This window comes from Nocardioides salarius (assembly GCF_016907435.1).
GTDB lineage: Bacteria > Actinomycetota > Actinomycetes > Propionibacteriales > Nocardioidaceae > Nocardioides > Nocardioides salarius.
This window is the reverse complement of sequence record NZ_JAFBBZ010000001.1, coordinates 2,067,685-2,087,303: the sequence shown is the minus strand read 5'-3', so window position 1 is coordinate 2,087,303 and position 19,619 is coordinate 2,067,685. Positions and strand designations below refer to the sequence as shown.

Sequence of the window (19,619 nt, the reverse complement as noted above, 5' to 3'; positions counted from 1 at the left end):
AGGCAGGGGTCAGGCCGGCCGGGAGGTGCGACCGAGGAGCTCGCCGGCCACGCGCAGGTGGTCGACGAACAGGTCGACCAGGTCGGTCTCGGTGGGGTCCTCGGCGGCCAGGTAGGCCCGCATCGAGGAGTCGAAGACGGCCACGAGCAGGCGCACCATCAGGTGGGCCCGGTCCTCGCCGAAGCCGTCGCCCTCGCGCTGGAGGATCAGGGCGACGATGTCGTCGGCGGTCTGCTCGAAGTGCTCGTGCACCGCCTCCATCAGCCGGTTCGAGCAGGTCAGCACGCTGCGGCGCAGAGCGACGGTCTGCTGGTCGAAGTCCTCGCCGGCCAGGATCGGTCGGGCCAGCACCGCGAGGTCGTCGACGAGGTAGCCGCTGGGACCGCCGGCCACGAAGGTGGCGAAGGCGTCGGCGGCGACCTCGTCGCGACGCCGGATGGGGGAGCCGACCGCACCGAGCACGGCATCGACCTTGGAGCTGAAGTAGTTGAACAGCGTGCGGCGCGACACCTCGGCGGCGCCGGCCAGGTCCTCCATGGTCCAGCCGTCGAGGCCGCGGCCCTGGGTCAGCTGCATCGCGCACCGGTGGATGCGGGCGCGGGTCAGGGCCTGCTTGGTGGGCGGGACCACCGGGGACGTGGTTGCACTCTCGGACACGTAGTGCATTCTGCACTATCAAACCAAAAGTGCAGAACTTTGTGCCGTCCGTCACAAGGTGGGGTGGTCGCGCGTCCGACTTGCCGGTAACCACCCGGTGGGCAGAGGCTGAGCACGTGTCCAGGTCAGCCACCACGTCGTCGTACTCGATCACCATGCGTCTGCACACGGCGCCCGACCACGGTGTGGTGGGCGCGGTAGCCACCGCGATCAGCCAGGCCGGGGGCATCGTCACCGCCATCGACGTGGCCGAGTCGAGCCACGAGCGCCTCGTCGTCGACGTCACCTGCTCGGCCGGCGACGCCGACCACGCCCAGGAGCTGCAGGACGTCGCGGCCGCCGTGCCGGGCGTCGAGGTCTACCGCACCAGCGACCGCGTCTTCCTGCTGCACATCGGCGGCAAGATCGAGGTCGGCTCGAAGGTGCCGCTGAAGAACCGCGACGACCTCTCGATGGCCTACACCCCCGGCGTCGGCCGGGTCAGCATGGCGCTCTACGAGAACCCCGAGGACGTGCGGCGCCTGACCATCAAGGGCAACTCCGTCGCGGTCGTGACCGACGGCTCCGCGGTGCTCGGCCTGGGCAACATCGGCCCCGGCGCGGCGCTGCCGGTGATGGAGGGCAAGGCCGCGCTCTTCAAGCGCTTCGCCGACATCGACGCCTGGCCGATCTGCCTCGACACCCAGGACACCGACGAGATCGTGCGCGCCGTCGAGCTCATCGCCCCCGGCTTCGGCGGCATCAACCTCGAGGACATCGCCGCCCCCCGCTGCTTCGAGATCGAGCGTCGCCTGCGCGAGAGCCTCGACATCCCCGTCTTCCACGACGACCAGCACGGCACCGCGATCGTGGTGCTCGCCGCGCTGACCAACGCGCTGCGCGTGGTCGGCAAGCAGCTCGACCAGGTGCGCGTGGTGGTCGCCGGCGCAGGCGCCGCCGGCACCGCGATCGTCACGCTGATGCTCGCCGCGGGCGTGGGCGACGTGGTGGTCTGCGACAAGGACGGCGCGCTGTCGAGCGACGACGACACGCTCTCGCCTGCGATGGCCGAGCTGGCCTCGCGCACCAACCACGAGCGCCGCCGCGGCGACCTGCACACGGTGCTGCACGGGGCCGACGTCTTCATCGGCGTCTCCGCGCCCGGCGTGCTGCAGGCCGAGTGGATCCCCGACATGGCCGACGACGCGGTCGTCTTCGCGCTGGCCAACCCCGACCCCGAGGTCGACCCCGCCGAGGCCTCGAAGTACGCCGCGGTGGTGGCCTCGGGCCGCTCGGACTACCCCAACCAGATCAACAACGTGCTGGCCTTCCCCGGCGTCTTCCGCGGCCTGCTCGACGCCCGGGCCTCCAACGTGACGATCGAGATGATGCTCCGGGCCGCCGAGGCCATCGCCCACGTCGTGCACGACGAGGAGCTCAACCCCAGCTTCATCATCCCCACCGTCTTCCACCCCGACGTCCCGGGCGCGGTGGCCTCGGCGATCAAGGGCTGAGCGGGCTCCTCGGCGCGGCCCCTCGGCCCGCGCTGCTCAGCCCTGGGCGGAGGAGTCGGGCGCGGCGACGCGCAGCTCCTCGAGGGGGCGCATCTGCACCCGTCGGTCCAGCGCCCGGCCCACGTCGGCGCGGCGCTGGGCGGTGACGGTGACGGCGTACGGCGCCCCGCGCACCAGCACGCTGCCCGACCACAGCCGCGGGTTCTTGGCGCCGTCGACCTCGGAGGTGCGCCACCGGTCGCGCCGCACCCCGCTGGAGGAGCGGTCCTTGACGGGCTCGACGCCGTGCAGGTCGCCGAAGTAGCGGCGAGCCGCCTTGGCCCCGCTGACCTGGCTGTAGGTGATCGAGACCGGCCCCGCCAGCTCGACGTCGCAGGTCCACATCGCCGGCCGCTTGAACTGCGGGTTCTCGACCAGCTCGTCGCGGCAGGTCTGCTGCTCGGGGTCGAAGGAGGGGAAGACGTGCTCGAGCCCGGCACGGCCGGTGGGCAGCACGCAGGAGCGCTCGTCGGTCTTGACGTCGCCGTTCCAGCAGGTCACGCCCGTGGCGTCGGTGCCGGTGGTGCTGCTGGCCGCCGGCTCGTCGTCGCCGGGCCACACCAGCGTGCTGCCGACGTACGCCGCCACCGCGAGCCCGGCCAGGAGCGGCACCACGACCAGCGCGGTGCGGGCCCGGCTGGGGCGCGAGTAGAGCGCCTCGAGCATCCCCGCGGGCAACGCCGGCTGGGTGTCTGCCTCGGAGTCGCCCTGGGGGCCGCCCTGGGGGCCGCCCTGGGGGTCGGCTGGGCTGTCGGGGCGCCGGGGAGCGCTCACGTCCGCCTCCTCGTGGTCGGTGGCACGGCGGCGACTCCCATTGTGCCCGCTGCCGCGCCCGGGCCGGTTCACCTGTGTGGCGCCCCCCGCGGTCTGGACCGGTGTGGACCAGGGACCTCCGACCCGTGCGGCCCGGCGGGGACGGGCGCACCATGAGTCATGTCCTACGGAGTGCTGTCGTCGAAGAGCGTGCACGTGCTCGTCGAGACCGTGGCAGCCACGGGGGCGACGGCATCGGACGCCGCGCTCCTGCGCTTCCAGGGGGCCTGGGGCTCGACGTGGGTGGCCGGGCGCCTGACGACCACGACGCTGCACCTGACCTTCATGCCCACCCGGGCCGCGCGGGGCGCCTCGATGCTCACTGTCGACCTGCGCGAGGTGAGCGGGGTGGAGGTGGGCGGCGGCCGCGTCTCGCGGGCGGTCGGCGTGCGGACCCCGGCGCACGTGCTGCGGATCCGGTGCCTGGGCGCGCCGGCGCTGGCCGAGCAGCTGGCGGCACTGGCGCGGGAGGCGGGGGCCCGCCGCAGGTGAGGCCGACGGCGAGCTCGAGGCCCGATGTTTACAACTAGACCCCTCTTGTCAATCTGCTTGACATTCCCTACGGTGTTGTCAAGCAGATGTCGTGACCCCCGTCACCGCCAGGAGGCTCCCCGTGGCCAGCAGCACCGCACCGTCCCCCTCGTCCCCGCAGGTCCCGCGCTCGACCGTGCCCGAGGGCTCGACCGAGGCCTGGAGCGACCACAAGCGCTACCTGTGGCTGATCGGGCTCGTCGTGCCCTCGCTGGCCTTCGTCGCCGGCGGCGGCTGGGCCCTCACCGGCTGGGGCGTGTGGTTCTGGGTCGGCCCGATCGTGGTGCTCGGGGTGGTGCCCGCCATCGACCTGGTCGCCGGCCTCGACCGCGCCAACCCGCCCGACGACGCCATCGAGGCGCTCGAGAGCGACAAGTACTACCGCTGGATCACCTACGCCTTCCTGCCGATCCAGTACGCCGGGTTCGTCGGCGCGCTCTACGTCATCGCCAACGGGGCGCCCTTCGGCCTCGGCGAGCTGAGCACCGTCGACAAGATCGGGCTGGCCCTCTCGATCGGCGTGATCGGCGGGATCGGCATCAACACCGCCCACGAGCTGGGCCACAAGCGCGAGGCCAACGAGCGCTGGCTCTCGAAGATCGCCCTGGCCCAGAGCTTCTACGGCCACTTCTACATCGAGCACAACCGGGGCCACCACGTGCGCGTGGCCACCCCCGAGGACCCCGCCTCCAGCCGCTTCGGCGAGAGCTTCTACCGGTTCTGGCCGCGCACCGTGCTGGGCTCGCTGCGCAGCGCCTGGCACCTGGAGAAGAAGCGCTACGCCCGCAAGGACACCCACCCCTTCCACCTCGGCAACGACGTGCTCAACGCCTGGCTGATGTCGGCGGTGCTGTGGGGCGCGCTCACGGTGTGGCTGGGCCCGGTCGTGCTGCCCTTCCTGGTGCTCCAGGCCGTCGTCGGCTTCTCCCTGCTCGAGGTCGTCAACTACATGGAGCACTACGGGATGCGCCGCCAGAAGGTCGGCTCGGGCACCCGCCAGCGCTACGAGCGCGTCGACCCCTCGCACTCGTGGAACTCCAACAACATCGCCACCAACGTGCTGCTCTACCACCTGCAGCGCCACAGCGACCACCACGCCAACCCCACGCGCCGCTACCAGACCCTGCGCGACTTCGAGGAGAGCCCGGTGCTGCCCACCGGCTACGCCGGCATGATCGTGCTGGCGCTCGTGCCGCCGCTGTGGCGCCGGGTGATGGACCCCCGGGTGCTGGCCCACTTCGACGGCGACCTGACCCGCGCCAACCTCGACCCGCGCAAGCGCGAGCGGATCCTGGCCGCGCACCCCGTCCCGCCCGTGGCCGGGGCTCCCACCGTCGAGCCGACCGTCGAGCCCACCCCGGCCGAGCCTGCGCCCGAGCCGACTGCGGCGGGCCGGTCGGCCGACGTACCGGCCCCGGTGGCGCAGGAGCCGCAGGACGACGAGGTGCTGGCCGCGCGCTGCCCGGGCTGCGGGCACACCTACGAGGTCGCCGTCGGCAACGAGCTCGAGGGCTTCGCCGCCGGCACCGCGTGGGCCGACATCCCCGACGACTGGTGCTGCCCCGACTGCGGGGTGCGCGAGAAGGTCGACTTCGTCGCCCTGAGCAACGCCGAGGCCCGCTGATGCGCATCGAGGTGGACCGCGACCGCTGCGAGGGACTGGGCATGTGCGAGGCGATGGCCAGCGACGTCTTCGAGATCGACGACGACGAGGTGATGCACGTGCTGGTGGAGGAGCCCGAGGAGTCGCAGCGCGCCCACGTGCACGCCGCGGTGCAGGCCTGCCCGGTGCTGGCGCTGACGCTCCAGGGATGATCCTGGCCGTCCCGGGTGGACGTGGCCCAGGGATGAGTGTCGCGACGCCAGCAGGGATGGCTGTGGCGATGCCGGCGGGGGTGGTGGTGCTTCCTACACTCGACGACGTGAGCACCGCCGCCCCGCCCAGCATGCGCGACCGCGTCGTGGACTCGGCCGTGCGGCTGACCACCGAGGTCGGCTGGGCCAAGGTGACGATGGCGCGCCTGGCCGACGACGTGGGCGTCTCGCGCCAGACCGTCTACAACGAGGTCGGCACCAAGGCCGGGCTGGCCGAGGCGATGATCCTGCGCGAGCTCGAGCGCTTCCTGGCCACGGTGACCGTCGCCTTCGACGAGCACCCCGACGACCTGGTCGAGGCGATCCGGGCCTCGGCCCGCTCGGTCCTCGAGGTCGCCCCCAGCAACCCCCTCCTGCACGCGGTCGTCTCGGCCACCCACGGCGCCGACACCGAGCTGCTGCCGCTGCTGACCACCCACGCGGGCTCGCTGCTGGCCGCCGCCAAGGACGTCATCGCGGCGCGGATCGCGCCGTACGACGTCGACCTGCGCGCCGCCGAGCTCGACGCAGCCATCGACATGGTGGTGCGGATCGTGCTCAGCCACGTGATGCAGCCCTCCGGCCCGGCCGAGGCCACTGCCGACCAGATCGCCTGGATCGCCGCTCGGGTGCTGGGCGCCTAGCCCGGCGCCGCCCGCGCCCCCACACGCGGGAGTTTCATCGGCCGGCCGACGGATCTCCTGGGTGGACGATGAAGTTTCGTCGTCCACCCGCCAGGTTCATCGGCCGGCCGATGAATCTCCAGCAGCGCGGGCCACGGAGAGCTCGCGGGCCTCGCGGAAGGCGCGGGTGACGTACTCCGGCACCGGCAGGCCCTTGTCGCGCGCCCACAGCAGCTCCATCTCGACACGGGCGATCTGGGCGGTGAAGTCGGAGTCATCGTCGATGCCGAGGGTGGCCATCAGGTCGCCGAAGTCGGCCTTCTGCTCGTCGTCGTTGGCGCCGACGGGGGAGAAGGAGAGGCGGCGCAGGTGGCGCACCAGCCACTTCTGCCAGGCCGCCAGCTCGCTCCACAGCAGCCGCGCGGAGAGCTGGTAGAAGGCGTAGTGGCCCGGCTCCTGGCGCCGGATCGGGGCGATGATCGTCTGGGCCACCGCCGTCTCGCCCATCTCGGCCACGCCGTCGTGCAGCAGGTTGTAGGCCAGCACCGCCGAGCGCTCGGTGGCCATGCCGGTGACGTAGTAGAGCATCCGCGAGACGTCCTGGAAGGCGCCGAGGTGGCCCAGCGCCCCGAGCACCTTGAGCTTGGTGCCGATCGAGTCGAGGTCGGCGTTGGCGTTGTCGCGGCCCAGCCGCACCTGCAGCTCGTCGAGGATGCGCCCGTGCTGGATCTCCTGGGGCTGCCACACGTCGCGGTAGAAGTGCACGTCGACCTCGGGCGGGTCGGGCAGCATCGTCATCAGCTCGAGCACGTTGCGGTCGACCTCGAGCTCGACGCGGGCCATGTAGTCGAGCACGTGGCCGAAGCGGGCCTCGAGGGTGACCGGGTCGATGACGGTGAAGTCGACGGAGTCGAGGGCGATGGGCGGGTGCTCGGCACCGAGCCGGTCGACGTGGTCGACCAGGCGCTGGGCCGACGGGCGGGGCTGGGACACCCTGGGATCCTAGGCTGGCCGGGTGTCCACGTCCGCATCACCCGACGGCCCCGGGCTGGTGCGCACCGGCTCGGCCACCGGTCGAGCCGTCGTGGGGGCCGCGACCCTGGGCTCGGCCATGTCGCTCTTCGACGGCACGGTGGTCAACGTCGCGCTGCGCACCATCGGCGCCGACCTCGACGCCTCGATCAACGACCTGCAGTGGATCACCAACGCCTACCTGCTGGCCCTGGCCTCGTTGATCCTGCTCGGCGGCTCGCTGGGCGACCGGCTGGGCCGGCGCCGGGTCTTCGTGACCGGCACGCTCGCCTTCGGCGTCGCGTCGGCGCTGTGCGGGCTGGCGCCCAGCGCCGAGGTGCTGGTGGCCGCCCGGGCGCTGCAGGGGGTCGCCGCCGCGCTGATGGTGCCCGGCTCGCTGGCGATGATCCAGGGCGCCTTCCACCCCGACGACCGGGCGCGCGCGATCGGCACCTGGACCGGCCTGGGGGCGATCGCGGCCGCCGCCGGACCGCTGGTGGGCGGCGTGCTGGTCGAGCACGCCGACTGGCGGCTGATCTTCTGGATCAACCTGCCGGTCGCGGTGCTGACGCTGTGGTTGGCCCGCGGCGTGCCCGAGACCCGCGACCCCGGAGCCGCCCAGCACCTCGACCTGCCCGGGGCCGTGCTCGGCGCGCTCGCGCTGGGCGGGGTCACCTACGCGCTGGTGCAGTGGGGCGACCCCGCCGCGTGGCCGGCCGTCGTGGTCGGTCTCCTCGCGGGGCTGGCGTTCGTCGTCGTCGAGTCGCGGGTCGCCGAGCCGATGCTGGCGCTGGGGATCTTCGCCGACCGCACCTTCTCGGCCACCAACGCGATGACCCTGCTGGTCTACGGCGCCCTGTCGGTGCTGCTCTTCATGCTGCCGCTGCAGCTGCAGGTGGTCGGCGGCGACGGTCCGCTCGCGGCCGGGCTGGCCACGCTGCCGCTGCCGCTGGTGATGCTGCTGCTCGCCGGTCGCGGTGGGGCGCTCGGCGCGCGCATCGGGCCGCGGATCCCGCTGACGCTCGGCCCGCTGGTGATGGCGACCGGCGTGCTGCTGCTGCTCGGCGCCGGCGAGGCGGCGTACGTCGTCGCGGTGCTGCCGGGCGTGGTCGTCTTCGCGCTGGGCCTCGCGCTGCTGGTGGCCACCCTGACCGCGACGGTGCTGGCCGCGGCCCCCGACGAGCACGCCGGCATCGCCAGCGGCGTCAACAACGCGGTCTCGCGGGCGGGTGGCCTGCTGGCGGTCGCGGCGGTGCCGAGCCTGGTCGGCCTCAGCGGCGAGGAGTACGCCGACCCCGCGGCGCTGGACCCCGCCTGGACCCTGGTGGTCCTCAGCTGCGCCGGGCTGCTGGTGCTCGGCGGCGCCATGTCGTGGGTGGCGCTCCCGCGCACCGCCTACGCTGGTGGCCGGGCCCGCGTGGGGTGAGCCCGGGGAGGAGCGCGCCATGAGGCGAGCGGGGCTGCGAGGCCGGTCCCTGTCCCGGCGCGCGCCGATGGGCGCAGCTATCGCGCTGGTCCTCCTGCTGCCCGGCTGCGGCAGCCCGGACGCCGACGAGGCCACGCAGGGCGCCGAGGCCCCCGCCGTCGCTGGCACCCCCTCGCCCGCCGACGCGGCGTCCGGGCCCGCACGCGGCACCGGGTCGGGCAAGGACTCCGAGGACGGCGACGGCTCGGCCGGCGGCGAGCAGCCCACGGTCGGTCTCGACCCGGCGTTCGCGGTCGAGGCGCCCGGGCGCCTCAAGGACCTGCCGCGCACCGCCGACATCCTGGTGCAGACCGAGAGCGGCATCACCGACGAGACGCTCGAGGAGATCCGGGCGCTGCCCGGCGTCCAGGACGTCGAGCAGTTCTCGATGTTGCAGGTCGGCATCGAGAACCGGGTGCTCAACCTGGCCGCCGTCGACCCCGCCACCTTCCGTCGCTTCACCCCCGGCCAGGTGCCCCGCAGCCGCGAGGTCTGGGACCGCGTCGCCGGCGGCGAGCTGGCCATCAGCCCCGAGCTGCAGAAGAAGCTGCCCATCGACGAGCAGGGCTTCGTCACCCTCGACACCGGCAGCCCCGAGGTGCACCTAGGGGCCCTGGCGCCGCAGATCGAGAACGCCGTCGACGCCGTCGTCAACGTCAAGTGGGGCGCCGAGCTCGGCGCCGAGCCCGGCAACGCGCTGCTGGTCTCGACCGGCATCACCGCCCCCGACAAGGTGGTCAAGCCGCTGACGCGCCTGCTGCCGCAGCAGACCTCGGTGCAGCGCCTCGACTCGGTGGCCCGCTTCGGCCTCGACATCAACGCCAAGCAGACCGCCTTCGTGGTCGGCTCGGTCTCCTCGGCGGTCGGGGTCTTCAACTACACCGTGCTCGGCGGGGGCCGGATCGCGCCCGAGCCGGCCTGGGAGCGCGCCAACATCATCACCGCCCAGGTCCCGATCCTCGGCTCGGTGCGCTGCAACAAGGCGATCATCCCGCAGCTCACCGCGGCGCTGCGCGAGGTCGTCGAGACGGGCCTGGCCGACGAGATCAACCCCGGCGAGTACGCCGGCTGCTACTACCCGCGCTTCATCGCCGGCTCCACGACGCTGTCCAACCACTCCTTCGGCCTCGCCCTCGACCTCAACACCCCCGGCAACCAGCGCGGCACCGTCGGCGAGATGGACCGCACCGTGGTGGCCATCTTCAAGAAGTGGGGCTTCGGCTGGGGCGGCGACTGGCGCTTCACCGACCCGATGCACTTCGAGGCCGTGCGCATCGTCGACGTGCGCTGAGCCTCGGCAAAGTTCGGCGCGATCCGCCCCGGCGCCCGGTCCGGCTCGTGCACGATGGTGCCGCCCGACCGTCCCCCGCCGGTCCCCTGCCCCAGGAGTCCCCTGTGCCCTTCTCCCGCCTCACCACCCCGCTCGCCGGCCTCGCCGTGGCCGCGGTGCTCTCCGTCGGCCCCGTCCCGGGCGCCCAGGCCGCACCCCCCGTCGAGGGCGACTGCGCCAAGCAGCAGGCCCAGGTCGACCGCGCCGCCGCCAAGCTCGAGCGCCTGCAGGACGTCTTCACCAAGGCCAAGCGCGAGGTGCGCAAGACCAAGAAGGCCGCGGCCCAGGCGGAGACCGAGGAGGAGCAGGCCGAGGTCGAGGAGGACCTCGACGACGCCAAGCAGGACCGCACCAAGGCGAAGAAGGCGAAGAAGGCGCAGGTCCAGCGCCTCGCCAAGGCCGAGCAGCGGCTGGCGAAGTGCGAGGAGTCCGCCGAGCCGACGGAGCCGACCGAGCCGACCGAGCCGACCGAGCCGACCGAGCCGACGGAGCCGACCGAGCCGACCGGGCCCTGAGCCGGCAGCCGAGCCGTCAGGCCAGCGCGGCGGCGACCTCGGTCGCGATCCTCGCCATCGTGGCGCGGGCACGGACCGGGTCCTCGGTCAAGAAGTAGTGGTCGACGCCCGGCGTGACGTCGTGCCACACCTCGACCCCGGCCTCGCGCAGCCGCACCGCGTAGTCGTCGCCGTCGCGGCCCAGCGTGTCGCGCTCGGCGGTCAGCACCAGCGCCCGGGGCAGCCCGGCCAGCGAGGGCGCCAGCAGCGGTGAGGCGTAGGCCTCGGCGCGCGTCGCCGGGTCGGGGAAGTACGCCGCACGCACCAGCGCCCGCAGCGACGGGGAGATCGTGCCCGGGCCGCCCCGGGGCACCTCCGTGGCCAGGTCGAGCGCCGGGACGCCGAGCACCTGCAGCCGCGGGTCGAACGAGGCCGCGTCGCGCGCCATCAGGCACACCGCGGCGGCCATCCCGCCCCCGGAGGAGAAGCCGCCCACCGACACCGGCGCCGAGGCGGCGGCCCGTGCCGCGACGTCGTGGGACTGCTCCTGGGCGCGCGGGTAGACGGCGTACGGCGCGGCGGTGAAGTCGACGTTGAGCACCCGCACGCCCGCGGTGGCGGCCAGGTAGCGGCACCACCAGTCGTCCATGCCCGGGTGCCGCATCAACCAGGCGCCGCCGTGCAGGTGCACGTGGGCCGGCGCGTCGTCGCGACCGCGCAGGGCGGGCGGGGCGTACTCGCGCACCGGCACCGGACCGTGCCGGGTGGGCACCCGCAGCCGGCGGGGCCGGGGCAGGTCGGAGCCGGCGAGGCGCAGCTCCTCGCCGTAGCGCACCGCGAAGCGGGCGCCGGCATGGATCAGCATCGCCTGGAGACGTTGGGCGGGTCGCACAACGGACCTTCGGACCCGCGGCCCGTCCGGATGGCTACGGTGGCCACATGCGAGCAGTCCAGGTCATCGACACCACCGGTCCCGAGCACCTCCAGGTCAACGACGTCGCCGAGCCGACCCCCGGCGCCGACGACGTGCTGGTGGAGGTGCACGCCGTCGGCACGTCCTTCCCGGACCTGCTGCTCAGCCGCGGCGAGTACCAGATGCGGCCCGAGCCGCCCTTCACGCTCGGCGTCGACTTCGCCGGCGTCGTGGTGCAGGGTCCCGAGGACCGCGCCGACCTCGCGCCCGGCACCCGCGTCGCCGGGGTCGCGCCCTACGGCGCCGCGGCCGAGCTGGTCGTCAACCCGGCCGTGTCCACCTTCGCTCTGCCCGACTCGCTGAGCCTCGACGAGGGCGCGGCGCTGCCGATGAACTACCTGACCGCCCAGTTCGCGCTCGCCGAGCGCGGCGGGCTGAAGAAGGGCGAGACCGTGCTCGTGCACGGCGCCGCCGGCGGCGTCGGCACCGCCACCATCCAGGTCGCCAAGGGGTACGGCGCGCGCACCATCGCGGTCTGCTCCACCGAGGCCAAGTGCCAGGTCGCCCGCGACGCCGGTGCCGACGAGGCCGTGCTGATCGACGGGTTCAAGGACGCCGCCAAGGAGCTCACCGGCGGCCTCGGAGTCGACATCGTCATGGACGTGGTGGGCGGCGACGTCTTCACCGACTCGCTGCGCGCGCTCGCCCCGCAGGGCCGCCTGCTGGTGGTCGGCTTCGCCGCCGGCCAGGGCATCCCCGAGGTCAAGGTCAACCGGCTGCTGCTCAACAACATCGACGTGCGCGGCGTCGGCTGGGGCGCCTACGCCATGATGCGTCCCGGCTTCATGGAGCAGCAGTGGGCCGAGCTGGTGCCGATGATGGAGGCCGGCACGATCCGCCCGCCCGTGGGTGCGACGTACGGCATCGAGGACTTCGGCAAGGCGCTGCTCGACCTCGACCAGCGCCGCACGCTCGGCAAGGGCGTGGTGCGGATCCGCTGAGCGTGGCCCCGCCCGCCGCTCAGCCCGGTCTGCCCGGTCAGCCCAGGGGGCGCAGCGGGTGGATGGCCACGTCGCCGGCCAGCGCCGGGCCGAGGACCTTGAAGACCTCGGCCATGTGCGGCGTCCTCATGTGGGCGTCCATGGCCTCCTGGCTGGCCCACTCCTCGACCATCACGAAGGTGCCGGGGGCGGCGTTCGACTCGAAGCAGTCGTAGGCCACGCAGCCCTCCTCCTGCTGGGTCGCGGCGACCAGGTCGCGCAGGCCCGCGCGCACCGCCTCGGCGTGCTCGGGGGCGGTGGGGATGGTGGCGACGACGCGCAGGTGCTGGGCTGCAGGGGATGTCATGGCGGCGAACCTATCGGCCCTCGCTGCCCGGCGACAGGGACGCACCGGCGATGATGGGCCCGTGGACGAGCACACGCTGGACCCCGAGGAGCGGCTGCGCCGCGCCGGCCACGTCATCCTCGACGGCGTGGTCGCCGCCGAGGCCGACCCCGACGTGCTGCCCGGCGGGCCCAACCCCGTCGAGCTGGCCTTCGGCCACCTGCTCGAGATCGGCGCGGTCGAGCTGAAGATGGACGAGGACGGCGACGAGCTCGAGCTCGACATCTCCCCGCTGATGGGCGGCGTCATGCTCGTCGTACGACGCCTGGTCGCCGAGCTCGCCGCGCGCGACCGGGTCGACCCCGAGAGCGTGGTGATGTCGGTGCGCGCCGCCATCGACCAGGCCGCCGGCTGAGCCCGCCCCACGGCGGCGCACCCGGCCACCCGGGCAGGGGAGGGCGCGGCGGCTAGGGTCGTGGGGTGAGCATCCTCGACGACGCCCGCCCGGGCATGGACCCCGACACCCGCCCCCAGGACGACCTCTTCGGCCACGTCAACGGGCGCTGGCTGGAGGAGACCGAGATCCCCTCCGACCGCTCGAGCTGGGGCCCGTTCGTGCAGCTGGCCGACGCGGCCGAGGCGCAGGTGCGCGACATCATCACCGACCTCGCCGCCCTGGCCACCGCCCCCGACCAGGAGGCGCCCGACGAGGACGCCCGCAAGATCGGCGACCTCTTCGCCTCCTTCATGGACACCGAGGCGATCGCCGCCAAGGGCATCGAGCCGGTGCGGCCGCTGCTCGACGCGGCCGCGCGCCTGCGCGACAAGCGCGACCTGGCGGCCTTCCTCGGCGAGTTCGAGCGGATCGGCGGCCACGGCCTCTTCGGCTCCTACGTCGACACCGACGACAAGCAGTCCGACCGCTACCTCTTCCACCTGGTCCAGGGCGGGCTCGGGCTGCCCGACGAGTCCTACTACCGCGACGACAAGCACGCCGAGACCCGCGAGAAGTACGTCGCCTACCTGACCCGCCTGCTGGGCCTGGCCGACCACGCCGACCCCGAGGGCGCGGCCCGCACCATCCTGGCCATCGACACCCGCCTGGCCGCCGGGCACTGGGAGCGCGCGGCGACCCGCGACGTGCAGAAGACCTACAACCTGCGCACCCTGGCCGAGCTGCAGGAGATGTGCCCCGGCTTCGACTTCGACGTCTACGTCACCAACCTCACCGCCTCGACCCGCACCGCGGCCGACGTGCTGGGCGAGGTCTGCGTGCGCCAGCCGTCGTACTTCGAGCACCTCTCCACGGTGCTCGAGGAGGTGCCGGTCGAGCAGTGGCGCGACTGGTTGACCAGCCACGTGCTGCGCGCCACCGCGGCGTACCTGCCCGACGACTTCGTCGAGACCAACTTCGACTTCTACGGCCGCACCCTGTCGGGCACCCCCGAGCTGCGGGCGCGCTGGAAGCGCGGCGTGTCGCTGGTCGAGGGCGCGCTGGGCGAGGCGGTGGGCCGGGTCTACGTCGAGCGGCACTTCCCGCCGCGCTCGAAGCAGATGATGGACGACCTGGTGGCCAACCTGCTGGCCGCCTACCGGGTCTCGATCTCGCGCCTGGACTGGATGACCGAGGAGACCAAGGAGCGCGCCTACGAGAAGCTGGCGACCTTCCGGCCCAAGATCGGCTACCCCGAGACGTTCCGCGACTACTCCGCCCTGCAGGTGCGCCAGGACGACCTGATGGGCAACGTCGCCGCCGCCTCGGCGTTCGAGACCGACCGGCAGATCACCAAGATCGGCTCGCCCGTCGACCGCGACGAGTGGTTCATGCTGCCGCAGACCGTCAACGCCTACTACAACCCCGGCACCAACGAGATCTGCTTCCCCGCCGGCATCCTGCAGGCGCCGTTCTTCAGCCCCGACGCCCACCCGGCCGAGAACTACGGCGGCATCGGCGCGGTCATCGGCCACGAGATCGGGCACGGCTTCGACGACCAGGGCGCGCAGTACGACGGCGCGGGCAACCTCAACGACTGGTGGACCGCCGACGACAAGGCCGCCTTCGAGGTGAAGTCGAAGGCGCTCGTCGCCCAGTACGACGAGTTCGAGCCGCGGGCGCTGCCCGGCGAGAGGGTCAACGGCGCGCTGACCGTCGGCGAGAACATCGGCGACCTCGGCGGGCTGACCATCGCCCACGAGGCCTACCTGATCTCCACCGACGGCCGGGCCTCGGTCGAGGAGCGGCGCACGCTCTTCACCAACTGGGCCTACGTGTGGCGCACCAAGCGCCGCAAGGAGCAGGAGGCGCAGTACCTCACCATCGACCCGCACTCCCCGCCGGAGTTCCGCGCCAACATCGTGCGCAACCTCGACGAGTTCCACGAGGTCTTCGAGACCCGCGAGGGCGACGGGCTGTGGCTCGACCCGAGCCAGCGGGTGCGGATCTGGTGACGGCCCGGGCCTGACGTCATACGGGCGGGACGTCCGCCTGTGCGCGACGTATGACGTCCTGGGTGCTGGCCGAGCGTGGCGTCTTCCACAGGCGGGGGACGGGCGCTGCGTGCCGTCGGTGCGCGCTGGTAGACAGGGCGCCATGACCTCCCCCGCAGCGAGCCCAGCGGCGACCCCCGCTCCCACCGTCGACCGTGCCGAGGCACGGGAGGCGGCCGAGGCGCACCTGCGGGCGCTGGTGGGTCGCGACGACGCGGTGCTGCGCGAGGACCAGTGGTCGGCGATCGAGGCGCTGGCCGTCGACCGGCGCCGCGCCCTGGTCGTGCAGCGCACCGGCTGGGGCAAGTCGGCGGTCTACTTCGTGGCCACGCTGCTGCTGCGCGAGCGCGGTGCCGGCCCGACGGTGATCGTCAGCCCGCTGCTGGCGCTGATGCGCAACCAGATCCAGGCCGCCGAGCGCGCCGGCATCCGCGCGGTGACCATCAACTCCACCAACATCGGTGACTGGGAGCCGATCCACGAGGCCATCCAGGCCGGTGAGGTCGACGTGCTGCTGGTCAGCCCCGAGCGGCTCAACAACCCTGGCTTCCGCGACGAGGTGCTGCCACGCCTGGCCGCGACCTGCGGCCTGCTGGTGGTCGACGAGGCGCACTGCATCTCCGACTGGGGCCACGACTTCCGCCCCGACTACCGCCGCATCCGCACCCTGCTCGACGACCTCACCGAGGGCATCCCGGTGCTGGCCACCACCGCGACCGCCAACCAGCGCGTCACCGAGGACGTCCAGCAGCAGCTGGGCCGCGACGTGCTGGTGCTGCGCGGCTCGCTGGACCGCGAGTCGCTGCGCCTGGGGGTGGTGCACCTCAAGACCGCCGACCAGCGCCTGGCGTGGCTGGCCGACCACCTGGCCGAGCAGCCCGGGTCGGGCATCGTCTACTGCCTCACCGTCGCCGCCACCCAGGAGGTCGCCGACTACCTGCGCAGCCGCGGCCACGAGGTGGCGGCGTACTCGGGGCAGACCGAGACCACCGAGCGCCAGGCGCTCGAGGGCGACCTGGCCGCCGGGCGGGTCAAGGCGCTGGTGGCGACCTCCGCGCTCGGGATGGGCTTCGACGCCAGCCTCGGCTTCGTGGTCAACCTGGGCGCGCCGAGCTCGCCGGTGGCCTACTACCAGCAGGTCGGGCGAGCCGGGCGTGGCCTCGACGCCCGCAGCGAGTCGGCCACGGTGGTGCTGCTGCCCGCGGTCGAGGACCGCGACATCTGGGCCTACTTCGCCTCCTTGGCCTTCCCCCGCGAGGAGCAGGTGCGCGAGACGCTGGCCGTGCTCGCCGAGGAGGGGCGCCCGATGAGCACCGCGGCGCTCGAGACCCGCGTCGAGCTCAACCGCACCCGCCTCGAGACGATGCTCAAGGTGCTCGACGTCGACGGCGCCGTACGCCGCGTGCGCGGCGGCTGGGAGTCCACGGGTCGGGAGTGGACCTACGACGAGCCGCGCTACCGCCGGGTCGCGGAGGCCCGCCAGCGCGAGCAGGACGCGATGCTGGAGTACCTGCGCACCGACGAGTGCCGGATGCTCTACCTGCGCGACCAGCTCGACGACCCCGAGGCGCAGGCCTGCGGGCGCTGCGACAACTGCGGCGGGCTGCAGCTCTCGACCGACGTCTCCGCGGCCGCCATCGAGGAGGCGCAGGCCCGCCTGGCCCGACCCGGTGTGCCGGTGGCCCCGCGCAAGATGTGGCCGACCGGCATGGACCGCCTCGGCGTCCAGCTCAAGGGCAAGATCTCCGACGGCGCCGCCGAGGAGGGCCGCGCCGTGGCGCGCCTGACCGACCTGGGCTACGGCCAGGCGCTGCGCGAGCTCTTCCGCGAGGGTCCCGACGGCGTGGCCGACGTGCCGGTGCCGGTGCCGCTGGTGCAGGCCGTGATCGAGGTCCTCAACGACTGGCGCCCGCAGGTCGACGCGATCGTCTCGGTCGAGTCGGTGCGCCGCGGCGAGCTGGTCGACAGCCTGGCCGACGGTCTCTCGCGCTACCTCCAGGTGCCGCTGCTGGGCCGGTGGGCGGTGGTCGACCCCGACGTCGCGCCCGGCCAGGGCTCGATGAACTCCGCCCAGCGCGTGGCCGCCGTCGGCCGCCGCTTCGACCTGCACGCCGACCCCGGCTCCCTGGAGGGCCGCTCGGTGCTGCTGGTCGACGACCTCACCGACACCGGCTGGACCCTGACCATGGCCGCGCGGGCGATCCGCCGCGCGGGTGCCGTCGCCGTACGCCCGCTGGTGCTGGGCGTCTCCGGCTGAGCCAGCGGCCGCGGGACGTCATACCTCCCGCACCGACGGACGTCCCGCCTGCATGACGTCCCGAGCGGTGGCCCCTAGGGTCGGGTCATGCGCTTCGGGCTGACGATCCTGACCGACCTGCCGTGGGCCGAGGCCGGGCCGCGGTGGCGGGCCGCGGAGGAGATGGGCTTCGACCACGCCTGGACCTACGACCACCTGGTGTGGGGCGGGCTGCCGGAGAGCCCGTGGACCGGTGCGGTGCCGACTCTGGCCGCGGCCGCGGCCACGACGCAGCGGATCGGGCTGGGCACCCTGGTGACCGCGCCGAACTTCCGCCACCCCTACCCGTTCCTGCGCGACGTGCAGGCCCTCGAGGGCATCGCCGACGGCCGGGTGCTGCTGGGCCTGGGCGTCGGCGGCGACCGCGACTCCGAGGTGCTCGGCGGCGAGGCGCTGAGCACCCGCGAGCGGGTCGACCGGTTCCAGGAGTTCGTGACCCTGCTGGCCCGGCTGCGCGACGAGGACCACGTCGACGCAGACGGACGCTGGTTCGCCACCCGCGACGCCCGCACCCTGCCGCCGCTGCGGCGTACGCCGTTGCTGGTCGCGGCCAACGGCCCCCGCTCGCTGCGGTTCTCGGCGCGGGCGGGCGACGGGTGGGTGACCACCGGGCCGCACGCCGAGACCACGCTCGAGGGCTGGTACGCCGGCCTGGCCCGCGCCCGCGACACCTACGAGGAGGCGCTGGTCGCCGCCGGGCGCGAGCCCGCCGACCTGCCCCGCTACCTGCTCGCCGACACCGGGCGCGTGGGGCCGGCCGGCTTCGCGCTCGCGAGCGTCGGCGCCTTCGAGGACATGGCCGGCCGGGCCGCCGAGCTCGGGTTCACCGACCTCGTCACGCACTGGCCGCGCGGCGTGCAGCCCTACGCCGGCGACGAGCGGGTGCTCGAGCAGGTCGCCGACGCCCTGCCGCGGCTGCGCGGCTGACAGACCAACGGGGAAGTAGCGCCGGCTCGCACGGAACTGGCGCCGGCTCGCGGCTCAGCCCTCGCCGGCCACCAGCACCTCGAGGGCGCGGGAGCGGTCGAGGCGCTCGCGCACGTCGACAGGCACGTCCTCGAGCATCCGGTAGGCGGTGAAGAAGGCGTCGAGCTCGTCGAGGAAGGCGGGCGGCAGGTCGCCGAGGTCGCGCAGGTGGTCGGCGTGGTGGTCGGTCTCGGGCACCACGATCAGCTTGGTCTCGGCGATGTCGCCGACCTGCAGGGCGAAGGCGCCGATGACCCGGCAGCGCATGTGCACACCGGGGAAGGTCGCCTCCTCCAGCAGCACCAGCGCGTCGAGGGCGTCGCCGTCCTCGCCCTCGGAGCCGATGACGTAGCCGTAGTCGCCGGGGAAGCCGGCCGGGCCGCCCAGCCGGCGGTCGAACCAGATCTCGCCGTCCTCGGAGGCCTCGTACTTGTTGCGGCTGCCGCGGGGGATCTCCACCACCACGTCGCAGCGGCCGTCGCGGTGGAGCTGGTCGCGGTCGTCGTCAGTGCTCATCTGGTCGACCGTAGCCGGGAGCGCGCCCCGGCGACTCACCCGCGGATCGCCTCCGGCGACGGGGCGCGGGAGTAGCGTCACGCCATGGCGTCCCGGGCCTCGCGCCGTCTCCTCACCGTCCTGCTCGGGCCGGTCGTGCTGCTGGGCGCCTGCGCCGAGGACGACAGCCCGTCGTCCGCTCCCGGCGGCGACCCGACCGCGGTCGTCATCACCGAGCGGGCCCTGGCCGCCGCGGTCGAGACGCACCTGGGCCGCGAGGCCGTCGCGGCGGCCCCGCTCTTCAGCGGCGACGGCCTGCCCCCGGGCGCGGTGGGTGTCGAGCTGGCCTTCGACCGGCCGGTAGGTGACCACGCCCACGTGCGCGTGGTCGTCTCGGCCCCGGGCGCCGACCCCGATGCCCAGCAGCTCCGGAGCTGCCGGGGGATGCCCGCGACGTGGGACTGCGAGCAGGACGTGGTCGGCGCGACGTCGTACGTGCTGCTGCGCGAGGCCGGCTACCCCGAGGAGGACCCGGGACTGGTCGGGGCGGTGGGCCGCCGCGACGGGGTCGTGGTGCTCGCCACGGCCTACGGCCCCTTCGTGGCGGCCGCCGGCGACGAGGGGGAGGCCGACGACGTGGCCCAGACCCAGGAGCTGGCCGACCTGCTGCGCGCGGTGGTGACGGACCCCGGGGTGGGGCTGCGCACCAGCGAGCACTACGAGGAGGCCGGGGCGGCGATCGAGGACGACCGGTGGCTGGACTGGTACGGCCAGGGCAACGGGGCGAGCGAGCCCGAGGGCTACCGACCCACCTGAGCCGTCGACG

At 73.6% G+C, this 19,619-nt stretch carries 20 protein-coding genes; 14 read left to right on the top strand and 6 right to left on the bottom strand.

Annotation, left to right across the window (positions count from 1 at the left end; translation table 11 throughout):
- Nucleotides 1-9: 9 nt before the first annotated feature.
- Nucleotides 10-657, bottom strand: coding sequence for a TetR/AcrR family transcriptional regulator (locus JOE61_RS10075; RefSeq protein ID WP_193670521.1), 648 nt, complete (start codon nucleotides 655-657; stop codon nucleotides 10-12).
- A 155-nt stretch (nucleotides 658-812) separates the two neighbouring features.
- On the opposite strand from JOE61_RS10075, the gene JOE61_RS10070 reads away from it, so the two are divergent.
- The gene (locus JOE61_RS10070) at nucleotides 813-2,150 is read left to right on the top strand and encodes an NAD-dependent malic enzyme (RefSeq protein WP_193670588.1); all 1,338 of its coding nucleotides are present in this window, start codon (nucleotides 813-815) and stop codon (nucleotides 2,148-2,150) included.
- A gap of 36 nt (nucleotides 2,151-2,186) precedes the next feature.
- Here JOE61_RS10070 and JOE61_RS10065 read toward each other — a convergent pair whose 3' ends face one another.
- Nucleotides 2,187-2,963 (bottom strand): hypothetical protein, encoded by a 777-nt coding sequence (locus tag JOE61_RS10065; RefSeq protein WP_193670520.1) that lies wholly within the window; start codon nucleotides 2,961-2,963, stop codon nucleotides 2,187-2,189.
- A 159-nt stretch (nucleotides 2,964-3,122) separates the two neighbouring features.
- Between JOE61_RS10065 and JOE61_RS10060 the strand changes: the two genes are divergently transcribed.
- The 4 genes from JOE61_RS10060 (at nucleotide 3,123) to JOE61_RS10045 (ending at nucleotide 6,031) form a co-directional block, all read left to right on the top strand.
- The gene (locus JOE61_RS10060) at nucleotides 3,123-3,494 is read left to right on the top strand and encodes a hypothetical protein (protein ID WP_193670519.1); all 372 of its coding nucleotides are present in this window, start codon (nucleotides 3,123-3,125) and stop codon (nucleotides 3,492-3,494) included.
- Nucleotides 3,495-3,615: 121 nt separating this feature from the next.
- Nucleotides 3,616-5,157, top strand: coding sequence for a fatty acid desaturase (locus JOE61_RS22470; protein ID WP_193670518.1), 1,542 nt, complete (start codon nucleotides 3,616-3,618; stop codon nucleotides 5,155-5,157).
- A complete protein-coding gene (locus JOE61_RS10050; RefSeq protein WP_193670517.1) occupies nucleotides 5,157-5,348 on the top strand; it encodes a ferredoxin in 192 nt (63 codons plus the stop codon). The genes JOE61_RS22470 and JOE61_RS10050 overlap by 1 nt, the downstream gene beginning before the upstream one ends.
- 107 nt (nucleotides 5,349-5,455) lie before the next feature.
- Nucleotides 5,456-6,031: a TetR/AcrR family transcriptional regulator gene (locus JOE61_RS10045; RefSeq protein ID WP_307822916.1), complete on the top strand. Its 576-nt coding sequence runs from the start codon at nucleotides 5,456-5,458 to the stop codon at nucleotides 6,029-6,031.
- 96 nt (nucleotides 6,032-6,127) lie between these two features.
- Here JOE61_RS10045 and JOE61_RS10040 read toward each other — a convergent pair whose 3' ends face one another.
- A complete protein-coding gene (locus JOE61_RS10040) occupies nucleotides 6,128-7,003 on the bottom strand; it encodes a GTP-binding protein LepA (protein ID WP_193670516.1) in 876 nt (291 codons plus the stop codon).
- A 22-nt stretch (nucleotides 7,004-7,025) separates the two neighbouring features.
- On the opposite strand from JOE61_RS10040, the gene JOE61_RS10035 reads away from it, so the two are divergent.
- From JOE61_RS10035 to JOE61_RS10025, 3 genes are all read left to right on the top strand, one after another.
- The gene (locus tag JOE61_RS10035; protein WP_307822915.1) at nucleotides 7,026-8,447 is read left to right on the top strand and encodes an MFS transporter; all 1,422 of its coding nucleotides are present in this window, start codon (nucleotides 7,026-7,028) and stop codon (nucleotides 8,445-8,447) included.
- 19 nt (nucleotides 8,448-8,466) lie between these two features.
- The gene (locus JOE61_RS10030) at nucleotides 8,467-9,777 is read left to right on the top strand and encodes a M15 family metallopeptidase (RefSeq protein WP_227492213.1); all 1,311 of its coding nucleotides are present in this window, start codon (nucleotides 8,467-8,469) and stop codon (nucleotides 9,775-9,777) included.
- A 104-nt stretch (nucleotides 9,778-9,881) separates the two neighbouring features.
- Nucleotides 9,882-10,331 (top strand): hypothetical protein, encoded by a 450-nt coding sequence (locus JOE61_RS10025; RefSeq protein WP_193670515.1) that lies wholly within the window; start codon nucleotides 9,882-9,884, stop codon nucleotides 10,329-10,331.
- A gap of 16 nt (nucleotides 10,332-10,347) precedes the next feature.
- Here JOE61_RS10025 and JOE61_RS10020 read toward each other — a convergent pair whose 3' ends face one another.
- Nucleotides 10,348-11,175, bottom strand: coding sequence for an alpha/beta hydrolase fold domain-containing protein (locus JOE61_RS10020; RefSeq protein ID WP_193670514.1), 828 nt, complete (start codon nucleotides 11,173-11,175; stop codon nucleotides 10,348-10,350).
- 74 nt (nucleotides 11,176-11,249) lie between these two features.
- On the opposite strand from JOE61_RS10020, the gene JOE61_RS10015 reads away from it, so the two are divergent.
- Entirely contained in the window at nucleotides 11,250-12,224 is a 975-nt protein-coding gene (locus tag JOE61_RS10015; protein WP_193670513.1) for an NADPH:quinone oxidoreductase family protein, read from the top strand.
- A gap of 37 nt (nucleotides 12,225-12,261) precedes the next feature.
- Here the strand turns inward: JOE61_RS10015 and JOE61_RS10010 are convergent, their stop codons facing one another.
- On the bottom strand, nucleotides 12,262-12,570 hold the full coding sequence (locus tag JOE61_RS10010) for a putative quinol monooxygenase (protein WP_193670512.1): 309 nt from the start codon (nucleotides 12,568-12,570) through the stop codon (nucleotides 12,262-12,264).
- Nucleotides 12,571-12,631: 61 nt separating this feature from the next.
- Here JOE61_RS10010 and JOE61_RS10005 point away from each other — a divergent pair, with 61 nt between their 5' ends.
- The 4 genes from JOE61_RS10005 (at nucleotide 12,632) to JOE61_RS09990 (ending at nucleotide 18,259) form a co-directional block, all read left to right on the top strand.
- Nucleotides 12,632-12,964, top strand: a complete 333-nt coding sequence (locus tag JOE61_RS10005) for a hypothetical protein (protein WP_193670511.1) — start codon at nucleotides 12,632-12,634, stop codon at nucleotides 12,962-12,964.
- 65 nt (nucleotides 12,965-13,029) lie between these two features.
- The gene (locus JOE61_RS10000; protein WP_307822914.1) at nucleotides 13,030-14,997 is read left to right on the top strand and encodes a M13 family metallopeptidase; all 1,968 of its coding nucleotides are present in this window, start codon (nucleotides 13,030-13,032) and stop codon (nucleotides 14,995-14,997) included.
- Between the two features lie 142 nt (nucleotides 14,998-15,139).
- Nucleotides 15,140-17,293 carry a DEAD/DEAH box helicase gene (locus JOE61_RS09995; protein ID WP_193670510.1) on the top strand — a complete coding sequence of 718 codons (2,154 nt, stop codon included), beginning with the start codon at nucleotides 15,140-15,142 and terminating at the stop codon, nucleotides 17,291-17,293.
- A gap of 87 nt (nucleotides 17,294-17,380) precedes the next feature.
- A complete protein-coding gene (locus JOE61_RS09990) occupies nucleotides 17,381-18,259 on the top strand; it encodes an LLM class flavin-dependent oxidoreductase (protein ID WP_193670509.1) in 879 nt (292 codons plus the stop codon).
- Between the two features lie 54 nt (nucleotides 18,260-18,313).
- Here the strand turns inward: JOE61_RS09990 and JOE61_RS09985 are convergent, their stop codons facing one another.
- On the bottom strand, nucleotides 18,314-18,814 hold the full coding sequence (locus tag JOE61_RS09985) for an inorganic diphosphatase (protein ID WP_193670508.1): 501 nt from the start codon (nucleotides 18,812-18,814) through the stop codon (nucleotides 18,314-18,316).
- An 84-nt stretch (nucleotides 18,815-18,898) separates the two neighbouring features.
- Here JOE61_RS09985 and JOE61_RS09980 point away from each other — a divergent pair, with 84 nt between their 5' ends.
- The gene (locus JOE61_RS09980; protein WP_193670507.1) at nucleotides 18,899-19,609 is read left to right on the top strand and encodes a hypothetical protein; all 711 of its coding nucleotides are present in this window, start codon (nucleotides 18,899-18,901) and stop codon (nucleotides 19,607-19,609) included.
- Nucleotides 19,610-19,619 lie beyond the last annotated feature (10 nt).

Bases quoted from the DNA above. Each gene is read 5' to 3' on its own strand.
- JOE61_RS10015 (WP_193670513.1), top strand. From the start codon at position 11,250: ATGCGAGCAGTCCAGGTCATCGACACCACCGGTCCCGAGCACCTCCAG.
- JOE61_RS10050 (WP_193670517.1), top strand. From the start codon at position 5,157: ATGCGCATCGAGGTGGACCGCGACCGCTGCGAGGGACTGGGCATGTGC.
- JOE61_RS09990 (WP_193670509.1), top strand. From the start codon at position 17,381: ATGCGCTTCGGGCTGACGATCCTGACCGACCTGCCGTGGGCCGAGGCC.
- JOE61_RS10020 (WP_193670514.1), bottom strand. From the start codon at position 11,175: ATGCTGATCCATGCCGGCGCCCGCTTCGCGGTGCGCTACGGCGAGGAG.
- JOE61_RS09995 (WP_193670510.1), top strand. From the start codon at position 15,140: ATGACCTCCCCCGCAGCGAGCCCAGCGGCGACCCCCGCTCCCACCGTC.
- JOE61_RS09980 (WP_193670507.1), top strand. From the start codon at position 18,899: ATGGCGTCCCGGGCCTCGCGCCGTCTCCTCACCGTCCTGCTCGGGCCG.
- JOE61_RS10060 (WP_193670519.1), top strand. From the start codon at position 3,123: ATGTCCTACGGAGTGCTGTCGTCGAAGAGCGTGCACGTGCTCGTCGAG.
- JOE61_RS10030 (WP_227492213.1), top strand. From the start codon at position 8,467: ATGAGGCGAGCGGGGCTGCGAGGCCGGTCCCTGTCCCGGCGCGCGCCG.
- JOE61_RS10010 (WP_193670512.1), bottom strand. From the start codon at position 12,570: ATGACATCCCCTGCAGCCCAGCACCTGCGCGTCGTCGCCACCATCCCC.
- JOE61_RS10070 (WP_193670588.1), top strand. From the start codon at position 813: ATGCGTCTGCACACGGCGCCCGACCACGGTGTGGTGGGCGCGGTAGCC.
- JOE61_RS09985 (WP_193670508.1), bottom strand. From the start codon at position 18,814: ATGAGCACTGACGACGACCGCGACCAGCTCCACCGCGACGGCCGCTGC.